The organism is Candidatus Neomarinimicrobiota bacterium, from assembly GCA_022567655.1.
Taxonomy (GTDB): domain Bacteria; phylum Fidelibacterota; class SORT01; order SORT01; family SORT01; genus JADFGO01.
In genome coordinates, this window is sequence record JADFGO010000047.1 from 1 (window position 1) to 16,965 (window position 16,965).

At 47.2% G+C, this 16,965-nt stretch carries 18 protein-coding genes; 12 read left to right on the forward strand and 6 right to left on the reverse strand.

Going from position 1 to position 16,965, the window contains the following annotated elements; genetic code table 11:
* The 9 genes from IID12_06170 to IID12_06210 form a co-directional block, all read left to right on the forward strand.
* The coding region (locus tag IID12_06170; protein ID MCH8288673.1) for an aspartate-semialdehyde dehydrogenase at window positions 1-516 on the forward strand (516 nt) is incomplete at its 5' end.
* A gap of 4 nt (window positions 517-520) precedes the next feature.
* Entirely contained in the window at window positions 521-1,882 is a 1,362-nt protein-coding gene (locus IID12_06175) for an aspartate kinase (protein MCH8288674.1), read from the forward strand.
* A gap of 10 nt (window positions 1,883-1,892) precedes the next feature.
* Window positions 1,893-2,630, forward strand: coding sequence for a 4-hydroxy-tetrahydrodipicolinate reductase (dapB, locus tag IID12_06180; GenBank protein MCH8288675.1), 738 nt, complete (start codon window positions 1,893-1,895; stop codon window positions 2,628-2,630).
* The gene (locus tag IID12_06185; protein ID MCH8288676.1) at window positions 2,630-3,532 is read left to right on the forward strand and encodes a 4-hydroxy-tetrahydrodipicolinate synthase; all 903 of its coding nucleotides are present in this window, start codon (window positions 2,630-2,632) and stop codon (window positions 3,530-3,532) included. The genes dapB and IID12_06185 overlap by 1 nt, the downstream gene beginning before the upstream one ends.
* The gene (locus IID12_06190; protein ID MCH8288677.1) at window positions 3,525-4,358 is read left to right on the forward strand and encodes a 2,3,4,5-tetrahydropyridine-2,6-dicarboxylate N-succinyltransferase; all 834 of its coding nucleotides are present in this window, start codon (window positions 3,525-3,527) and stop codon (window positions 4,356-4,358) included. Before IID12_06185 ends, IID12_06190 begins: the two co-directional genes overlap by 8 nt.
* Before the next feature lie 62 nt (window positions 4,359-4,420).
* Complete coding sequence (locus IID12_06195) at window positions 4,421-5,701, forward strand: DUF1343 domain-containing protein (GenBank protein ID MCH8288678.1); 1,281 nt, start codon at window positions 4,421-4,423, stop codon at window positions 5,699-5,701.
* A complete protein-coding gene (locus IID12_06200) occupies window positions 5,694-6,659 on the forward strand; it encodes a PD40 domain-containing protein (protein ID MCH8288679.1) in 966 nt (321 codons plus the stop codon). The genes IID12_06195 and IID12_06200 overlap by 8 nt, the downstream gene beginning before the upstream one ends.
* Window positions 6,660-6,786: 127 nt before the next feature.
* Complete coding sequence (locus tag IID12_06205) at window positions 6,787-7,023, forward strand: hypothetical protein (protein MCH8288680.1); 237 nt, start codon at window positions 6,787-6,789, stop codon at window positions 7,021-7,023.
* 78 nt (window positions 7,024-7,101) lie between these two features.
* Window positions 7,102-7,848 (forward strand): hypothetical protein, encoded by a 747-nt coding sequence (locus IID12_06210; protein MCH8288681.1) that lies wholly within the window; start codon window positions 7,102-7,104, stop codon window positions 7,846-7,848.
* Window positions 7,849-7,850: 2 nt separating this feature from the next.
* Here IID12_06210 and IID12_06215 read toward each other — a convergent pair whose 3' ends face one another.
* The 5 genes from IID12_06215 to IID12_06235 form a co-directional block, all read right to left on the reverse strand.
* The gene (locus tag IID12_06215) at window positions 7,851-8,255 is read right to left on the reverse strand and encodes a MaoC family dehydratase (protein MCH8288682.1); all 405 of its coding nucleotides are present in this window, start codon (window positions 8,253-8,255) and stop codon (window positions 7,851-7,853) included.
* A 71-nt stretch (window positions 8,256-8,326) separates the two neighbouring features.
* Window positions 8,327-10,639: a molybdopterin-dependent oxidoreductase gene (locus tag IID12_06220; GenBank protein ID MCH8288683.1), complete on the reverse strand. Its 2,313-nt coding sequence runs from the start codon at window positions 10,637-10,639 to the stop codon at window positions 8,327-8,329.
* Window positions 10,636-11,091, reverse strand: coding sequence for a (2Fe-2S)-binding protein (locus IID12_06225; GenBank protein ID MCH8288684.1), 456 nt, complete (start codon window positions 11,089-11,091; stop codon window positions 10,636-10,638). Before IID12_06225 ends, IID12_06220 begins: the two co-directional genes overlap by 4 nt.
* 4 nt (window positions 11,092-11,095) lie before the next feature.
* On the reverse strand, window positions 11,096-11,944 hold the full coding sequence (locus tag IID12_06230; protein MCH8288685.1) for an FAD binding domain-containing protein: 849 nt from the start codon (window positions 11,942-11,944) through the stop codon (window positions 11,096-11,098).
* Window position 11,945: 1 nt separating this feature from the next.
* Window positions 11,946-13,286, reverse strand: a complete 1,341-nt coding sequence (locus tag IID12_06235; GenBank protein ID MCH8288686.1) for an 8-oxoguanine deaminase — start codon at window positions 13,284-13,286, stop codon at window positions 11,946-11,948.
* Between the two features lie 182 nt (window positions 13,287-13,468).
* On the opposite strand from IID12_06235, the gene IID12_06240 reads away from it, so the two are divergent.
* Window positions 13,469-13,963 carry a hypothetical protein gene (locus tag IID12_06240; GenBank protein ID MCH8288687.1) on the forward strand — a complete coding sequence of 165 codons (495 nt, stop codon included), beginning with the start codon at window positions 13,469-13,471 and terminating at the stop codon, window positions 13,961-13,963.
* A gap of 69 nt (window positions 13,964-14,032) precedes the next feature.
* Here the strand turns inward: IID12_06240 and IID12_06245 are convergent, their stop codons facing one another.
* Window positions 14,033-14,518, reverse strand: coding sequence for a hypothetical protein (locus IID12_06245; GenBank protein ID MCH8288688.1), 486 nt, complete (start codon window positions 14,516-14,518; stop codon window positions 14,033-14,035).
* A gap of 522 nt (window positions 14,519-15,040) precedes the next feature.
* On the opposite strand from IID12_06245, the gene IID12_06250 reads away from it, so the two are divergent.
* Both IID12_06250 and IID12_06255 read left to right on the forward strand, forming a co-directional pair.
* Complete coding sequence (locus IID12_06250) at window positions 15,041-15,721, forward strand: DUF4013 domain-containing protein (GenBank protein ID MCH8288689.1); 681 nt, start codon at window positions 15,041-15,043, stop codon at window positions 15,719-15,721.
* A 74-nt stretch (window positions 15,722-15,795) separates the two neighbouring features.
* A partial coding sequence (locus IID12_06255) for a DUF819 family protein (GenBank protein ID MCH8288690.1) occupies window positions 15,796-16,965 on the forward strand: 1,170 nt, incomplete at its 3' end.

The window sequence follows — 16,965 nt, forward strand, 5'->3', positions numbered from 1 at the left end:
TCCGGTGCGGGTTATCCCGGTACACCATTCCTTGATCTGAACGGCAACGTCATCCCGTTCATTGAAGGCGAGGAGCCGAAAATAGAAGCCGAGCTGAAAAAAATATTAGGCACGATGAAGAATGGAAATATTGACGACAATTCGTTCAAAGTGAGCGTTCAGACGAACAGGGTTGCGGTATCATACGGTCATATGGCGTCTATTTTCCTGTTCACAAAATCGACTCCGGACGTGGGAAGAGTAAAGGAATTATTGAACAATTTTTCGGGTGTTCCGCAGGAGAGAAAACTTCCGTTAGCGCCGAAACAACCTATATACGTAGAAGAAAACGATTATCACCCCCAACCGAGACTGCACGTTGATCGTGAGAACGGCATGGCTATCACCGTCGGCAGAATTGAAAACCTCGACGAGAACGGGATACGTCTGGTAGCCTTAGGACACAACACTATCAGAGGGGGAGCGGGCGCTGCTCTTCTTAACGCGGAGCTGCTCCATTCAGAGGGAATGATCTGACAAAATGATCGTAATGAAATTCGGCGGTGATGGGTTTCAGAATCCTGAGTCTATAAACGAAGTAACGTCAATTATTAAATCGGCACGGGATGAACAACTTGTGGTTGTTGTTTCCGCGTTCGGAAAATCCACGCGTCTTTTAGAGAACCTCTTTGAATTCTTGTCTCTTGGAAATCCTGAAGAAGCAAATCGTCTGTTCAATGAGAAATTCATTCCGATGTTATTCTCTCTTATGGAAGGGACGTTGGATTCAGTTTATTTAAGTGAGTGTCGCGAGGTTATAAATGAGATGATCGAGCAACTCAATAAATATATCTTTACCGAACGTTCTGACTGGAATTCCGCCGACAGAGATTTCATCCTGTCTCACGGAGAGCTCTTGACGAGTAGATTTTTTTACTATGTTCTCAGACAGGAGGAGATAAAATCCGGATTGGTCGATGCCAGAGAGATGATCACCACGGATGAAAAACAGCGCTTCGCTTCTCCCGATTATAAAAAGTCGTTTGAGATGATAAGAAAAAGAGTGGAAGAATGCCACAATTCAGGTTCACTTTTATTAACTCAGGGTTTCATAGGTTCAACACCATCCGGGTTGACGACTACTCTTGGATATGAGGGTTCCGATCTCACCGCAACTTTTCTCGGATCGTGTCTCAACGCTGACGGGATCGAATTTTATAAGACTGTTCCGGGCATTATGACAGCCGATCCCAATATCTTATCGGAATGCAGAGTTCTCAAGGAGATTCCCTATGATTACGCGGAAAAACTCGCTTTTCTGGGTCCAAAGATATTGCACCAGAACGCAATCAAGCCCGCGAAAGAAATGGACATACCCATACGGCTAAAGAATCTTCATGCACCGGAAGCAGCAGGTACTCAAATATTAAATTGTGATTTAAACGATGAAAGGGATGAATTTTCAGTAGTTGGTCACCCCGACGGCGAGTTGCTGTTTCTTCCCGTTCACGCGCGACCTGAATATAACGGCAGCTCTCAAATCGAGACGATCCTTGCCGATTGGGATATAACGAACATACCCATACGATCTGACGACTCCGCTCTTCAATGGTTCCTGACCGAAAAAATCGTTGCGAAAGCTGCATCGGCATCATTAAAAGAGGCAGGCGCTGTTTTCATCGATGAAGAAGTGTCGATGATTGGTATAATATCAAGCGGCTTTTCGGAAAAAAATTATATCCGGTTGATAAAAGAAACTATCGATGAGCACGATCTGAACTTAGTCGCTTCATCTGCCACTTCGGAATTTGCGATAATGGTATTCGAAAGAGAGCACTTCAAGAAGATCTATTCATGGCTGCACACAAAACTCCTTGAAAAATCAATGGTCAGATCTCTTTGATGGACGTTCAATGAATATCGGTCTGATCGGATACGGGAGAATGGGCAGGCTGATCGAGGAAGTCGCAAAAGAACGGGATCATAACATTATTCGCTCTTTCAGTTCGAAAGATCCGTTGAAGTTGATAGATCAACTTGAGGGTATCGAATGCCTGATAGATTTCTCAAACCCTGATGCCGTTGCCGGGAATATCGCTTTAGCTTTTGAGGCGGGCCGGAATATATTGGTCGGCACTACAGGCTGGGATAAAAAAATTCTTGATGAATACAATGATATATCAAAGAGCGCCATATTTGTTTCACCGAATTTCTCCATAGGCGTGAATCTGTTTCTCTCGATAGTGGAAAACGCATCTAAATTACTCGACGCGGCGGGCGGTTACGATGTTGCTATCCGTGAGACCCATCATACGGAGAAACTTGACAGCCCGAGCGGAACTGCGCTCAAAATAGCTGAAAAAATCATAGAATCATCTTCCTCAAAAAATAAAATTATGACCGATTCTCAAAACGGAAAAGTTCCGGACGACAGCGTACGGATCACTTCGGAACGGATAGGCGATGAAGTCGGCACACATGAGGTATTGTATGAATCGGAGGTGGAGACTATGACGCTCCGCCATCAAATGAAGGACAGGAAGGTATTTGCCTTAGGAGCGTTGACGGCAGCGGAGTGGTTAAGGGGAAGAACGGGTATATTGGGCTTTGAGGATTATCTGAGGGAAGAGTTTAATTTCAATCGAGACTGATGGCAGAGAATAAGAGATTATACGGGTCTATCGTCGCTCTGGTCACTCCATTTGATCAAAGCGGAGAATTAGATCTATCCGCCCTGGATAAGCTGATCGAGTTCCACATGAACAACGGAACTTCGGCGATACTGTTAGCAGGTACGACCGGAGAAGGACCGAATATCACCGATGACGAATTGAAGACAATTCTTTTAAGAGCGCGTTCGAGGGTTGGGGAAGAGTTTACGCTGATAGCGGGCAGTGGTACTAACTCGACATCCACGACTTTGAAGAGGACGATTATCGCTCAGGAGAGCGGCGCAGATTTTGCCCTGATAGTCGGTCCATATTACAATAAACCGACTCAGGAGGGATTTTATCAGCACTTTAAGGCAATCAGCGAGGGTGTGGACATACCTATTATCATTTATAATGTGCCGGGCAGGACCGGGTCTAACATTATGCCTGAAACGGTTGCGCGGCTCGCTGAAGAGACGGGTATAGTCGGGATCAAGGAAGCGTCCGGCGATCTTGAACAGATAAAGGAAATTTTGAGTATTATGCCTTCGGGAAAGGTAGTATTATCCGGCGACGATGCGCTCACTCTCCCCATTATCGCTATGGGTGGAACGGGTGTTATCTCGGTGGTGGCAAACGAAGCTCCGCGCGAGACTGCTGATATGGTTCAGTTCGCGGCCAATGGCGAGATAGAAGAGGCTGGACGATTACATGATAAACTCAGCCCGTTGATGGAAGTCAATTTCATTGAATCCAATCCGATACCCGTAAAATATGCCCTTGCTAAAATGGGTTTGATATCTGAGGTTTACAGGCTTCCGATGGTGCAATTGGAAGAAAAAAACAAGAAGAAGATTGATGAAATTCTGCTTTCCACCGGGATCGTAAACGAGAATGACTGAAATTCGGGAAAAGATCGAGAATCTCGCCGGGTTGGAACCGGAGGAATTTCCTCCGGATGCATTGGATATATTCATCGAGTTCCGGGATTTACTTGGAAAGGGAGCTATCCGTTCTGCGGAAAAGATAGACGGTAGCTGGAAGGTAAATATCTGGGTGAAGCAGGGGATTTTACTCGGATTTCGGCTCGGCAAGCTTGTCGATTATTCCGAAAGCAAGAGTTTCAGGTATTTTGATAAAGAGACTTACCCGCTAAAAAATATATCTATCGAGGATGATATTCGAATTGTTCCGGGAGGCACTTCTATCAGGGCGGGCGCATATATTGCCGCTTCTGTCGTGATTATGCCTCCTGCTTATGTTAACGTGGGCGCATATGTTGACAGCGAAACAATGATCGATTCTCACGCTCTTGTCGGGTCGTGCGCACAGGTAGGGAAAAACGTGCATATAAGCGCCGGAACTCAGATCGGGGGCGTGTTGGAGCCTGTCAGGTCTCTCCCGGTTATAATAGAAGATAACGTAATTCTCGGCGGCAACACAGGGGTGTATGAGGGAACGATAGTTCTCTCCGGCGCGGTTCTCGCCGCAGGTACGATCCTTACATCATCGACGAAAATATACGACCTGATAAATGAAACTCTGATTGAACCGAATGAGGATGGAGTTATTGAACTTCCCGAGAACGCTGTCGTCGTTCCGGGCGCGCGTAAAAAAGAAGGAGCATTCGCCCAAAAACACGATCTCTCGATATACTCTCCGGTGATAATCAAGTATCGAGATCAAAAAACAGAAAGCGGTATAAGCTTAGAAGAAATTCTGAGATGACCCATATCAGATCCTGTCAGCCAGGAAAATTCCCGGTTGAAAAAAACAGTGTTATCCCTGAAATGAAGAATGTTCATAAGTTATTGATATTACTGCTATTATTCCTATTATCCTGCACCGCTTCAAAGGTTGTGGACGATAACTCCGGAATCGGCGCAAAGGCTTACCCCTACACTGTTAAAACAGGGCTCGATCTGATTGAATCAGAAGATTTCAAATCTTTAGCGGGTAAACGCGTCGGAGTGATTACCAATCATACAGGGATCACAAAAGAGGGGAGACATATAATAAACCTGCTTGGTGAGGCTGAGAACGTCGATCTGGTTGGCATATTCGGTCCTGAGCACGGAGTACACGGTGTGGCACCGAGTGGAAAATCGGTCGATTCGCGAACCGACCCCGCTACGGGAGTTCCGGTTTACAGCCTCTATGAAGATTCCAATCGTCCGACCGGGAAAATGATCGCAAAGATAGACGTTCTTCTGTTCGATATGCAGGACGTGGGCGCACGGTTTTATACGTATATATATACTATGGCTCTGGCTATGGAAGCAGCGGCGTTGAACGGTAAGGATTTTATCGTCCTTGACCGTCCGAATCCTATTACGGGTTCAAAGATAGAAGGACCTTTGCTTCAACCGGGATTCGAGAGTTTTATCGGGATGTACCCTATACCGATACGTCACGGAATGACTGTCGGAGAGCTCGCTCTCTTATTCAAAGGGGAGGGGTGGATAGAGGGGGCGGACTCGCTCGATCTTGAAGTGATAAAAATGGAGGGTTGGAAGAGAAAGCTCTGGTTCGACCAGACTGACGTACCGTGGGTCGGACCCTCACCGTCTATGCCGGCTCTCGCTACCGCAACTGTTTATCCGGGTACGTGTCTCATAGAGGGGACGAACGTCTCCGAAGGAAGGGGCAGTGCCACTCCCTTTGAACTGATCGGTGCTCCGTGGGTCGATGGAACGGTTCTCGCTGACCGGTTAAATAAATTGGGGTTGGATGGTGTGGTGTTCGAGGCAGTCGAATTTACGCCGGTCGCAATCCTACCCTCCGTACCTTATCCGAAACACAAGGATAAACTTTGCGGAGGCGTTAAGGTAAGAGTCGTTAATAGGGAGCGTTTTGAACCGGTAAAAACCGGCGTCAGCATTATCTGGTTTCTTAAGAATCTTTATCCGGAGGAATTTGAGTGGACCGGGACGATTAACAGGCTGTACGGATCGGACAAACTCAAAACCGGAATTGAAAACGGGCTCGCACTCGATGAACTGTTAAGAGAAGAGAGTGCTGAAATGGACGCATTTTCAAAAATCAGGTCAAAATACCTGTTGTATGAGTAACAAGGGCGGTATGAAACGAAAAAGAATATTTAACGGCAGGTCTTTTCAGCACCTGGTTTTCACAATAGTTTTTCTCCTCGTGGGTGAGGTTTATGCCCAAAAAGTTCTCATTAAGGGCGCTGGTATAGGTCTGATTGACGCTGAAATTTCTCCGGACGGACGGTACGTCGCCCTGACGTCCGTGGGGTTTGACGGCGTATGGACGGTGAGAGCGGACGGTTATAGTCTGAGGCAATTCTCGAACGTCAAAGGTGCGGGACAGATAAAACGGTGGTCTCCCGATTCGAAGTGGCTCTTGTTCAAGGAAAACGCCGGAGAGGGCGGTTTGATAAGAGAGGAGTTGAAAATCGGCGAGGTATATACGGGGAATATATCCAGCATTAATATCCCCATGCGAATGTTCGACGATGTTCGCTGGTTTGACAGCGATAAGCTCTATATCCGTAGTGGTGGGAAAGCGAATTATGTGCGAAGCGGCTTAATTGTGGATTTGAAATACAGAGCAGCGCCGCAGATCGCATATACGGAAACGAATAAGATGTTCGTGGAATCGTACACCGGGAATTCGCCGGACAATATTAACCCTGTACTCGGGTCTGAATATCGGGATGCGGTACTTTCCGAGGACGGAAAGATGATCGCCTTTATGGTGATTGGCGGTAATTTGCAGGTTTATGAGCTGGAAAATTTTCAACTACATGATCTCGGAAGGGGCGAGAGACCGCGATGGTCACCGGATGGAGAAAGACTCGTCTATCAGATTACCAGTCTGATCGGCGAAAATGTGAAATCGTCGGATATTTACCTGATAAAATTCGATGGATCGGGTAAGACACAGATGACGAACAGCGTAAACGTACACGAGATGAGGGCTTCTTTTTTCCCGGACGGAAAGAAGATAATATTTGACACGGATAAATTGGGGGAGATCAGGACAATGAGAGTACCGCGTAATTGATTTACCGCAAGCGCATTGCAAGTGCTGACAAGAAATCAGGGGCAACATTTAATCACTTATTGTTGCGTTTGCGCTAAGCATGGATTAATATGTAAGGGTGAGGATAAGGTAACATCAGAGGGATTCGATGCAGGAAACAGCGGCTGAAAAACATTTAGATTCACTCGAGATCATGATTCTTGCCAATAAGGCTTATATCCGCGGGCAGCTCATACAAATTGGAAAGGTAAATCTCATAGATCCGATTATTGAACATGCTGAAAAGCATGTCAGAAATTGCAGCGAGTGTAAAGAAAAAGTCAAAAAACCGAGCAAACCTATCAGTATCCCTAAATCCGATTGGCTGTCGCTTCTTTCCAAGTGAGCTGATATCCGAGAGCAGGGTCTATCAAACCGTTATTAATTTCATTCTGAAAAAGAGAGGAGAGCTGCGTTTAGGGAGGTGACTTTCGTCCACTATCTGCCCATCATCACGACGCTGATATCGTTACTGTTTTCAGCCGTAATTTACAGTCGTTACAGGCAGCGAGGCGGCATACATCTTCTCTGGTGGAGTTGGGGTGTACTGGTTTACGGGATGGGAACCTTTGCGGAAAGCTGGATCACTCTGCTCGGCTGGAATTTATTTATATTTAAATTCTGGTATATAGTCGGCGCACTCTTAGGGGGAGCTCCTCTTGCACAGGGAACGGTCTGGTTTTTGTTGAAACGTAAAGCTGCGATGCGGCTAACCGTTGCATTGGTCTCGTTTTTTCTGATCTCCTCGATATTCGTTATAATGAGCCCTGTCGTATATGAAAGCGTAGATCCCTTTTTGCCAAGCGGTAAGGCTTTTGAGTGGCAATGGGTGCGCGCGTTCAGTCCTTTTCTTAATATGTACGCAGTGATATTCCTCATCGGCGGCGCGATTATTTCAGCTAACCGCTACCGGAAACATATAAAGGACGAAAGTCTCAGCAGTCTAGTAGCGCATGACAGATTTATCGGAAACGTATTGATCGCCGTAGGAGCAATCCTCCCCGGCATAGGCGGCGCTTCGAGCCGGGCAGGTTATACGGAAGTTTTGTACATCGCGGAGCTGATAGGTATTATTCTCATCTGGGCAGGTTACTGGTACAATACGACAAAAAGAGATCAAAAGAAGGGGGATTTCCTGATTGAGAACGAGGCGGCTGTTCAATCAAATTAAATTTAGTCCACTTCGAAAGTATAACACCAGGCTTCTCCTTCCAAAACTAATTCTCCGTCATGCCTCTGGACTTTAACGTCGAGCTGTATAACGGGTTTGGAATCATGCACGCTTATTACCTCCGCAGTTGCGGTGATAGTGTCTCCGATATAAACAGGGGCGATAAATTTCCAGTTCTGGCTGAGAAAAACGGTGCCCGGACCCGGCATGTCCGTCGCCACAAGAGCATGCAGAAGTCCTGTCGTTAGTCCGCCCTGAACAACAAGTTTCCCGAATTTCGTTTTGCCGGCGAACTCTTCATCAAAATGGAGCGGATTGAAATCTCCTGTAAGTTCCGCAAATGTTTTTACATGTTCGGGAGTAAGCGTTATGCTTCGGTCAGCTTTCTGCCCTACGTGAATTTGCATCGTATGACTCCATCTGTTCTTATTATACCCGGATGACACGCAACGTGGTAATATCGTAAATCAGAGTATTCTTATTCAGTAGTTTGAAGTTTAATGCTGCGCCAAACTTTTTCCGGGGTAATCGGAAGAGACCTGATACGCGCTCTAACGGCATTATAAACAGCATTGGCAATAGCCGGCGCCGGTCCGCTGATAGGAACCTCAGCTACCGCCTTCGCCCCGTATGGTCCGGTCGGTTCTTCTGTTTCTACGAGCATCACCTTCATTTCAGGCATGTCGGATGCTCTTAATATGTTATAATCCCTGAACGACCTGAAGAGAGCCGATCCGTTATCGTCAAAAGGCATGAATTCCGACAGAGCGTATCCGATTCCCTGGGTAACCGCTCCGTCGACCTGTCCCTCGGCCATGTGCGGGTTGACGGCTACTCCGCAGTCAACTGCGGCGACAATCTTCAGGAGGCGGATTTCCCCTGTTTCGTTATCCACTTCAACGTCTGCGAAGACCGCGGAATAGGGAGGGGGAGATTCCGGGCTGACGTTGTTACCAATTGCCATGATCTGGAATTGATTATGCTGATACATCGAGTAAAGACAAATTTGCTCGAATGTAACCGTTTTTCCTTCAGGCGTACTGATTATTCCGTCCGCGCATATCAGTGTCGCCCGGTCGGCGTCCAACATCTCCGCGGCTACACCCAATATCTGATTTTTAACCTCCCGGGCGGCAATAAGCACGGCGCCGCCTGAAATATAAGTTGTGCTGGACGCATACGCTCCCGTGTCGAACGGCGTCATATCCGTGTCGGATGTGTAAACAAGGATATTCTCGACCGGAACCGTGAGCGTTTCGGCTGCGATTTGAGCGAGAGCGGTGTCTGAGCCTGTACCGATATCAGTAGCTCCGCAAAGGAGATTGAAAGAGCCGTCTTCGTTCATCTTGATAGAGCAGGCAGCCATGTCCACATTGGGTATTCCTGAACCTTGAGTGTTTATCGCAACGCCTAAACCCCTGGAGTAACCTTCCTTGCTTGGTTTTAGAGGTTTGCCCCATCCGATCTCATCAGCCCCCTTTTTGATCGCCTCCTCTATTCCGCTGGAACGGATTATCTGCGCTTCAGAGCCTCTGCCCTCTGCCAGCGCGCTTGTGATGGGGATGCTGTCACCCTTATGAAAGATGTTCTTGAGCCGAAATTCTACGGGATCGATACCGAGCGCTTCGGCGATCTCGTCTATGTGCGATTCGAGGGCGAATACTCCCTGCGGCGTGCCGTATCCCCGGAATGCTCCCGCTACGGGTAAATTCGTATATACTGCGTTTCCGGTAAATCGGATATTGGGTATATTATACATGGAAAAAATCTTACTTCCGGTCACGGTCATTACGGTCAGCGCATGCGTGCCGTATGCCCCCGTATTTTCCAGCACATTCACCGACATGCCCGTTATCAGCCCTTCTTTTGAGACAGAAGATTTGAAGGACAGCCGCTGCGGATGCCTCGTTCTTGCGGCATGAAGTTCTTCGTCTCTTGTCATCCAGAAACGAACCGGTTTTCCTGTGGCGAGAGTGAGGGCGCCGCTTAATTCCTCGTTCAGTATCTCCTGCTTTCCGCCGAATCCGCCTCCTACCCGCGGTTTCATTACCCGGATTTTTCTCACGGGCATGTCCAGAACTTTCGCGACGATACGGCGTACGTGAAACGGAACCTGAGTACTCGACCTGATAACGAGCCTGCCGTCTTCGTCTATCCATGTGATACAGACGTGAGGCTCTATGGATGACTGCTGGACAAACCCTACCTCGTAATCCGCTTCGATGATTTTATATGCGTCCTTAAAAGCTTTCTCAACGTCGCCGACGGAAGCTTCTAAATGTGAGGCGGTGTTGGTGGACTTATCGTATATTCCGCTGGATTCCTCTTCGTCGTGAATGAGAACGCTGCCTTCTTTTGCCGAATCCGCCGGGTCAAATATGCTCTCAAGAATTTCATATTTCACGTCTATCAACGAACATGCTTTTTCTGCGATCTCGGGAGTCTCAGCTGCAACAGCCGCAACCCTGTCCCCGACGAATCTGACCTTATTGTCGAGCACATAGGCGTCATAAGGGGAAGGTTCGGGCCACCCCTGTCCCGCCGTAGTGTGAGGGATCCGTGGAACGTCTTCATGTGTAAGGACAGCGTGTACGCCCTCAAGAGCCGTCGCCCGGGACTTGTCTATCGAGACGATGCGGGCGTGAGGGTGCGGGCTCCTGAGCACCCTTGCGTGAAGTATTTCGCGGAAATCAATATCGTCGCTGAACGCCGCGTCGCCGCGCGACAGCTTCTCGGCATCCACACGGGGTGTTATCTTGCCTACAATCTTGTATTTAGAAGAGTTGTTCAAGCTTTACCGCTCACCTTCCTGATCGCTTCCAAGGGTTTTGCATATCCTGTGCACCGGCATAATACTCCGGAGATGGCATCTCGAATCTCTTCTTCGGTCGGTTCGGTACTGTTTTTTAAAAAGTTATCCGCCAACAGTAACAATGCAGGTGTGCAGTATCCGCACTGTATGGCTCCCACTTCAATGAAGCGTTTTTGCAGCTCTGATAATTCGGGTCTGCTCGATAATGCCTCAACAGTAGTCAGTTCCCTCTCGTGTGCCTGAAGAGCGAGTGTGATACAGGAGGCTCTCGGAACGCCGTCGACAATGACGGCGCATGAACCGCACTCACCGGTCTCGCATCCCCGTTTGACGCTCTTATAGCCGTGTTCCCTGAGAAAATTCAGCAGCGTTGAGTTCGGACTCAGCCCTGATTTTAGTTTCTTTCCGTTAACGGTAAGCGATATTTCCATTTATTTATCCGTTCTCGCGGATGATATTTCGCAGCGCTCGCTTAATCAATACCGAAGCCATTTCCTTTTTATATTCGGGAGTCCCTCTCGGATCGGGATCCGGGTGGATTCTGTCTCTTACTATTTCACTGACTTCCGTTATCAGTTTTTCATCGAGTTTATTGCCTGTCAGCGCCGATTCCGCTTCAGTTACCCTCACCAAATTCTCGCTGATGGACGAGAATACAATTATCGGCGACTCCACTAAGTTATTGGCGAATTCCAAGCCGACCGCAAGCGAGATGACCGGCGGCGCCGACGGTATAAACCTTATAGTTTCAAAAGTTAAAGGTTGAGATTGATCCCGGTTTTTAATCTCAACAGCCGATATTATACATCTTTCTTCGCGCCACTCGGTACCGGAGATGAAATCCCAGAGTTTTAGTTCGTTCTCCATATTTCCGAAAATTACTACAGAGGCATCGGCTGCTGCCAATGTGGCAAGAAATGCCGAATCTCCCTTGGCTAACGCCGTTCTTCCGCCGATAGTTGAAGCAGCCTGTATCAGTTGAGAACTACCCTCAGCTCTGATCCCCCGGATAAGATATTCGTAAGATTGTTCTGATATTTCAGGAGAGTTGAGAAGTTCTCTCAGGGTTACCGAACCCCCGATGTGTAAAAGGTCTTCCTCGAGCCTGATATCCTTAAATCCCGCTTCAGAGAGGTCTATTATTCCCTTAACATCTTTGCCGCCGTATGGGATGAGCCAGGTTCCCCCTCCTATGGGAAAATACCCTTCATTTTCCCTCAGAAGATCGACTGCTTCAGATAACCTTTTAGGTCTGTGATATTCTGTGAGTTTGCTTAAAGTCATGCTAAGAAACGACCGCGCTTCCTCCGGACGAACGACCGATCATCTCTTCCGATATTTCGTCGGCTCTGGCCGCTAATCCGATGAGATCGACGCCCAAGAGTTTACCATCTTCGACTATGACCTTACCGTTGATGATAGACCACGCCACTCTTTGTGAACCGGTGCAAAAAAGCAGCGAGGCGAGCGGGTCTGATTTTGCGCCCGCATATCCTATGTCTCTTAAATCTATCAGAATCAGGTCTGCCGAGGCGCCCGGTTTTATGATACCGATATCGTCCCGCCCGAGAATCGCCGCTCCTCCTCTTGTCGCCATATGCAGTATCTCCTTAGCGGTTATCCATCTGTCATCCCCAAGACGGTGCAGGAGTAACGATTGCCTGAGTTCGTTCAACAAATTTGAACTGTCGTTCGAGGCAGAGCCGTCAACAGCGAGGGAAACCTTCACTCCCGCGTCGAGCATTTTTGAGACCGGCGCAATACCCGAACCGAGCCTCATGTTCGACGTGGGGCAGTGAGACACTCCTGTTTTCGTATCGGAAAGTTTTTCGATTTCATTCTCATTCAAGTGAACTGCGTGTGCAAACCAGACGTCATCTCCGAGCCATCCTATAGATTCGGTATATTCAACCGGACGAAGACCGAAGGTTTCCATGCAAAAATTTTCTTCTTCGATTGATTCGGCAAGATGTGTATGCAGTCTGACTTTGTGAGTGTCGGCGATCTCCCGTGTTTTTTTCATCAGGTTTTCCGTTACCGAAAAGGGAGAACATGGGGCGAGCGCGATCCGCAGCATCGAGTGTGGTTCAGGGTCATGATATTTTTCTATAAGCCTTATCGAGTCGTTGATTATTTCTTCTTCCTCCTGAATAACATCGTCCGGAGGCAACCCTCCCGAACTCTTGCCGAGGGACATCGAGCCGCGGGTCGGATGAAACCTGATGCCGAGTTCTTTTGCAGCCTCGATTTCGGAGTCTATCAGCTTAGACGCAGCCTTCGAGGGGAAGAGATAAAGATGATCGGAAGTCGTTGTACACCCTGATAGTAAAAGCTCCGCGATAGCTACCTGAGCGCTGACGTATATCGCCTCTTCGCTGAGTTCACCCCATATCATATACAGAGTTTCAAGCCATTTGAACAGCGGCGCATCCTGAGCGCCCGGAATATTTCGGGTCAGCGTCTGGAACATGTGATGGTGGGTGTTGATAAGCCCGGGGAGCAGGATCATCCCTTTCGCATCAATGACTTTATCAGCCTCCGGATAAGGTCCGCTGCCGGTTGATTCGATCTTACCCTCTTCAATGAATACCCACTTGTCCTTGCTATCTGTATCCCCGTCGCTCATAGTTACCGTGGCAAGGGGGTCTTTAATCAATATCGTGTCCACTAATTCATCCTTAGAACGACAAATTTAGTTTGCGCAACGGGATATAAACAGGAAAATGTGGTAGCGATGCCTTAAATTATCATAGCTGTTGAAACTGCGCTTTTTGAAATAACACTGAGAATTCAATAAAGGAAGAACTTATGGAATTAAGTCTTTTTATAAAAACTCTTGCGCTCGGGATATTCATGAGCAGTTCCAATATGCCGGGAAGTCCATATGACAGAGTGTTCGATCTCTCGTTTCAGGGGGATCTTCTATCCGCTTCGAGGGTATGGGAGAGAACGAACGGCATCGAATATTCGGGAGAAAGGATTTATGCCAAGTCTCCTAAATGGAACGGAGCGCTGCTCGAGCTGGAACATTTCAGACGATCTGCTCAATTAATCAACACTCAAAGCTCACGCTTGATCTATCAATTTATCGGCTATGAAATCGTGTACTTTGATTACTTTAAAGAAGAAATCTTTTCTGGATCGGTCACTCCCGTAAGATTAAAAACGTCGATGTCCGGTTTTCTTATTCATCGGATTTTTCAGGTTTTGAGAAATCCGATATTTCAATCTCTTACAAAAAACTTGTCGGTGATAAATTATTTGTCAAGCCGTCATTTGAAAACAGTCGAATCGAAAATTTAGAATTCTGGAAACTTATGATCTCCTTCGAATACGAGATAGGTCCTTTGGTAGATTGAGATGAAGAAAAGCTCATCTTGAGCCGATCGTCAATGCTATAGTCATTACGATCGCGGCAGAGAGAATGGCAATAAATGTCCCTTTCCGCAAATGGAACGGCTCCTCGGTTTTCCTGTTAAACTCGCGTTCCCTTAAAACTAATTTTCTGTAAGAGCCTTCAGGCCAATAATGCAGGTAAAAGGAGATATGCTCTTCAGCCAATTGAAAATACTCGGCTGTGGTCGTACTTCGTGCGACAGTCGAGTAATACTTTATCAGCTGCCACTGGGCTTCTTCCGCCTGAGGACATTTGGGGAAATTTCGAACTATCTGATTAAAAGTGGCAAGAGCATCCGCTTTTTTCTTCTGTTTGAGTAAATACATGGCGTTTTTCAAGAACCTGTCCGGACAGGTTCCCTGCCGGGCGCTTACCTGTTCAGGACAAAGCGTGGATATTCCAAAAAACAGAATAAATGAGAGTAGAAAGTTCCTTACGAAGCGGTCAAATAAGATTATCATTCTGGTCCGGAAAGTAGATAAAAATCGATATTTAATCAAGTCGTTAATTAATTATGACCGCATCCGTAGGGGACGCAGATCTGCGTCCCCTACATTTGTCGAGACAACAAAACTATCTCCGCTTCGAATTTATGAGATCGCCTGCCCGCCGGGTGGCGGACTTCTTGCGATGACGTGGAATGTAAAGAATAAGTGCGAGTCAGGGCTTGCCCTGACCGCATAGAATACTTTCGAATGGCGTCAGGGCAAGCCCTGACTGCCACATAAACTTAGATGAACAAGCTATGAGGGAAAGAGCATAAACTTCAGCCGTCAAATATTTGGAATCAAATGACCAAAACCGAAAGGTAGTTCTCTGAAAGGGCGAGAGAGCGATTTGGGATAGGCAAATAAACACTTGCCCGTAGCGGATGCTGATTCTATCTTAACTGAAATTAATATCCTGAGTATTACAACATATGAGGAGTTTTATACGTATTCCGATTTAAGAGAGTTCACTAAAATGAGTGAGTTAGATTAAAATTGGATTTTTCAAGATCATTCAGTTTCATGTTCGAAGATGCCAATTGGTTCACGAAAATCCTTATAGGGGGATTATGGAATTTGGCGATGCTACTTTTTGTATTGTTCCTTTTTGTAGGGATACCATTTATACTCGGTTTCTTGAAGCTACTTTTTATAGGGATACCATTTGTGCTCGGTTACTTCCTCATGGTTGTTGAGAATGTTATCAGGGACGAAGAACAGATTCTTCCCGATTGGAGTGGACTTGGCACTAAACTACAGAAGGGTTTGCTGCTTTGCATTATCTATTTTACTTACTGCCTGCCGGTTATTTTGATCTCCTCGCTATTTGAGGAATCGTTCGGCGAGAGTGATGCCTTAGTGCTTGTGCTGTTTATGATAATCCTGTTCTGGCTGCCTATCGTGACGATCAATTATGCGAAAACGGGTAATTTCATGGCGGCATATCATTTCAATGATATGCTTAATATCATCATGGGTAATACCGGATATTACATTCCCATGGTTCTGCTCTCCCTGGCTGTTATAGGATTCGGGTTTTTCCTCGGATCACTGCTGATTGGAATAGGCATACCCTTTCTCTCTTTCTGGGCTTTTATCGTTTGCGCTCATCTTTTCGGTCAATTCGGCGTCTATATTTCAAAAGGCGACGAAGGAAGCGAGAAAGTCAACGTATGAATGCCATATACGGCGATGTGCCGACAATTCAATATTCACAATTCGAACTTTTAAATCATCCTAAAACTTATTAGATGCCGGATAATATGCCGCTGATAACTGATCCGACGACGATATTTATCTATCTTTCAGGAGTTGTTGCTCTCGTGTTCCGACTCGGGGAAGTAGAAAAATTCAAAAAATTCTTCCACTATGTTCCGCCGCTCATCTGGTGTTACTTTGTTCCGATGATCTCCACTTCGGTCGGGATACTCCCGGATACGTCTCCAACCTATGCCTGGATCACTCGATACTTGCTTCCGTTCAGTCTTGTGCTGATGCTTTTGTCAGCCAACCTGCCTGCCATAATGAGACTCGGCAAAACCGCGCTGACCATGATGTTAGCCGGTACCGTGGGCATTGTAATAGGCGCGCCCATAAGTCTTGCCATATTCTTAAAATGGGCGCCCGAGGGTATCTGGAAGGGATTGGGAATGCTGTCCGGCAGCTGGATCGGAGGAACCGCAAATATGATGGCGATTGCGGAAGGGATCGGCACGCCCGCCTCGATGTACGGACCTGTCATCGTGGTGGATACCGTAGTCGGCTATGGATGGATGGGTATAGTTATAGCGCTCGCTTCAATTCAACCTAAATTCGATAAATGGACGGGAGCGGACAGGAGTGTACTTGACAGCGTTCGTGACCGGCTTGAGAAGACAGCTGCCGCGAGAAGCAGACCGATCACTGTAATAGACATAACATCGATGCTCGGACTCGCCTTCGGTGCAACTTATCTGTTTTTGAAGTTGGGTGAATCGCTCCCGAATATCGGCGGAATCATAAGTTCATTTACATGGACGGTTATATTCGTATCGATATTCGGCGTCGGGTTATCGTTTACGAAAATCTCACGTCTCGAAGACGCCGGCGCGTCAAAGCTCGGATATGCCGGTCTATATCTTTTGCTGGCATCGGTGGGAGGAAGAGCCGATCTAAAACTGATTATGGACGCTCCGGTTCTTGTGATGATAGGAATAGTATGGCTGATGATACATGCGGCGGTGCTATTGACTACTGCAAAGATTATCAAAGCGCCGATGTTCTTTTTTGCGATCGGAAGTCAGGCGAACGTGGGAGGGACAGCTTCCGCCCCGGTGGTGGCGGAAGTTTACTCGAGAAGCATGGCGCCCGTGGGGCTGATGATGGCTATATTGGGAAACATCATCGGCGTATACCCCGGTCTTCTGGTAGCCTGGTTGTGC

Bases quoted from the DNA above. Each gene is read 5' to 3' on its own strand.
- IID12_06175 (MCH8288674.1), top strand. From the start codon at position 521: ATGATCGTAATGAAATTCGGCGGTGATGGGTTTCAGAATCCTGAGTCT.
- dapB (MCH8288675.1), top strand. From the start codon at position 1,893: ATGAATATCGGTCTGATCGGATACGGGAGAATGGGCAGGCTGATCGAG.
- IID12_06185 (MCH8288676.1), top strand. From the start codon at position 2,630: ATGGCAGAGAATAAGAGATTATACGGGTCTATCGTCGCTCTGGTCACT.
- IID12_06190 (MCH8288677.1), top strand. From the start codon at position 3,525: ATGACTGAAATTCGGGAAAAGATCGAGAATCTCGCCGGGTTGGAACCG.
- IID12_06195 (MCH8288678.1), top strand. From the start codon at position 4,421: ATGAAGAATGTTCATAAGTTATTGATATTACTGCTATTATTCCTATTA.
- IID12_06200 (MCH8288679.1), top strand. From the start codon at position 5,694: ATGAGTAACAAGGGCGGTATGAAACGAAAAAGAATATTTAACGGCAGG.
- IID12_06205 (MCH8288680.1), top strand. From the start codon at position 6,787: ATGCAGGAAACAGCGGCTGAAAAACATTTAGATTCACTCGAGATCATG.
- IID12_06215 (MCH8288682.1), bottom strand. From the start codon at position 8,255: ATGCAAATTCACGTAGGGCAGAAAGCTGACCGAAGCATAACGCTTACT.
- IID12_06225 (MCH8288684.1), bottom strand. From the start codon at position 11,091: ATGGAAATATCGCTTACCGTTAACGGAAAGAAACTAAAATCAGGGCTG.
- IID12_06230 (MCH8288685.1), bottom strand. From the start codon at position 11,944: ATGACTTTAAGCAAACTCACAGAATATCACAGACCTAAAAGGTTATCT.
- IID12_06235 (MCH8288686.1), bottom strand. From the start codon at position 13,286: ATGAGCGACGGGGATACAGATAGCAAGGACAAGTGGGTATTCATTGAA.
- IID12_06240 (MCH8288687.1), top strand. From the start codon at position 13,469: ATGGAATTAAGTCTTTTTATAAAAACTCTTGCGCTCGGGATATTCATG.
- IID12_06245 (MCH8288688.1), bottom strand. From the start codon at position 14,518: ATGATAATCTTATTTGACCGCTTCGTAAGGAACTTTCTACTCTCATTT.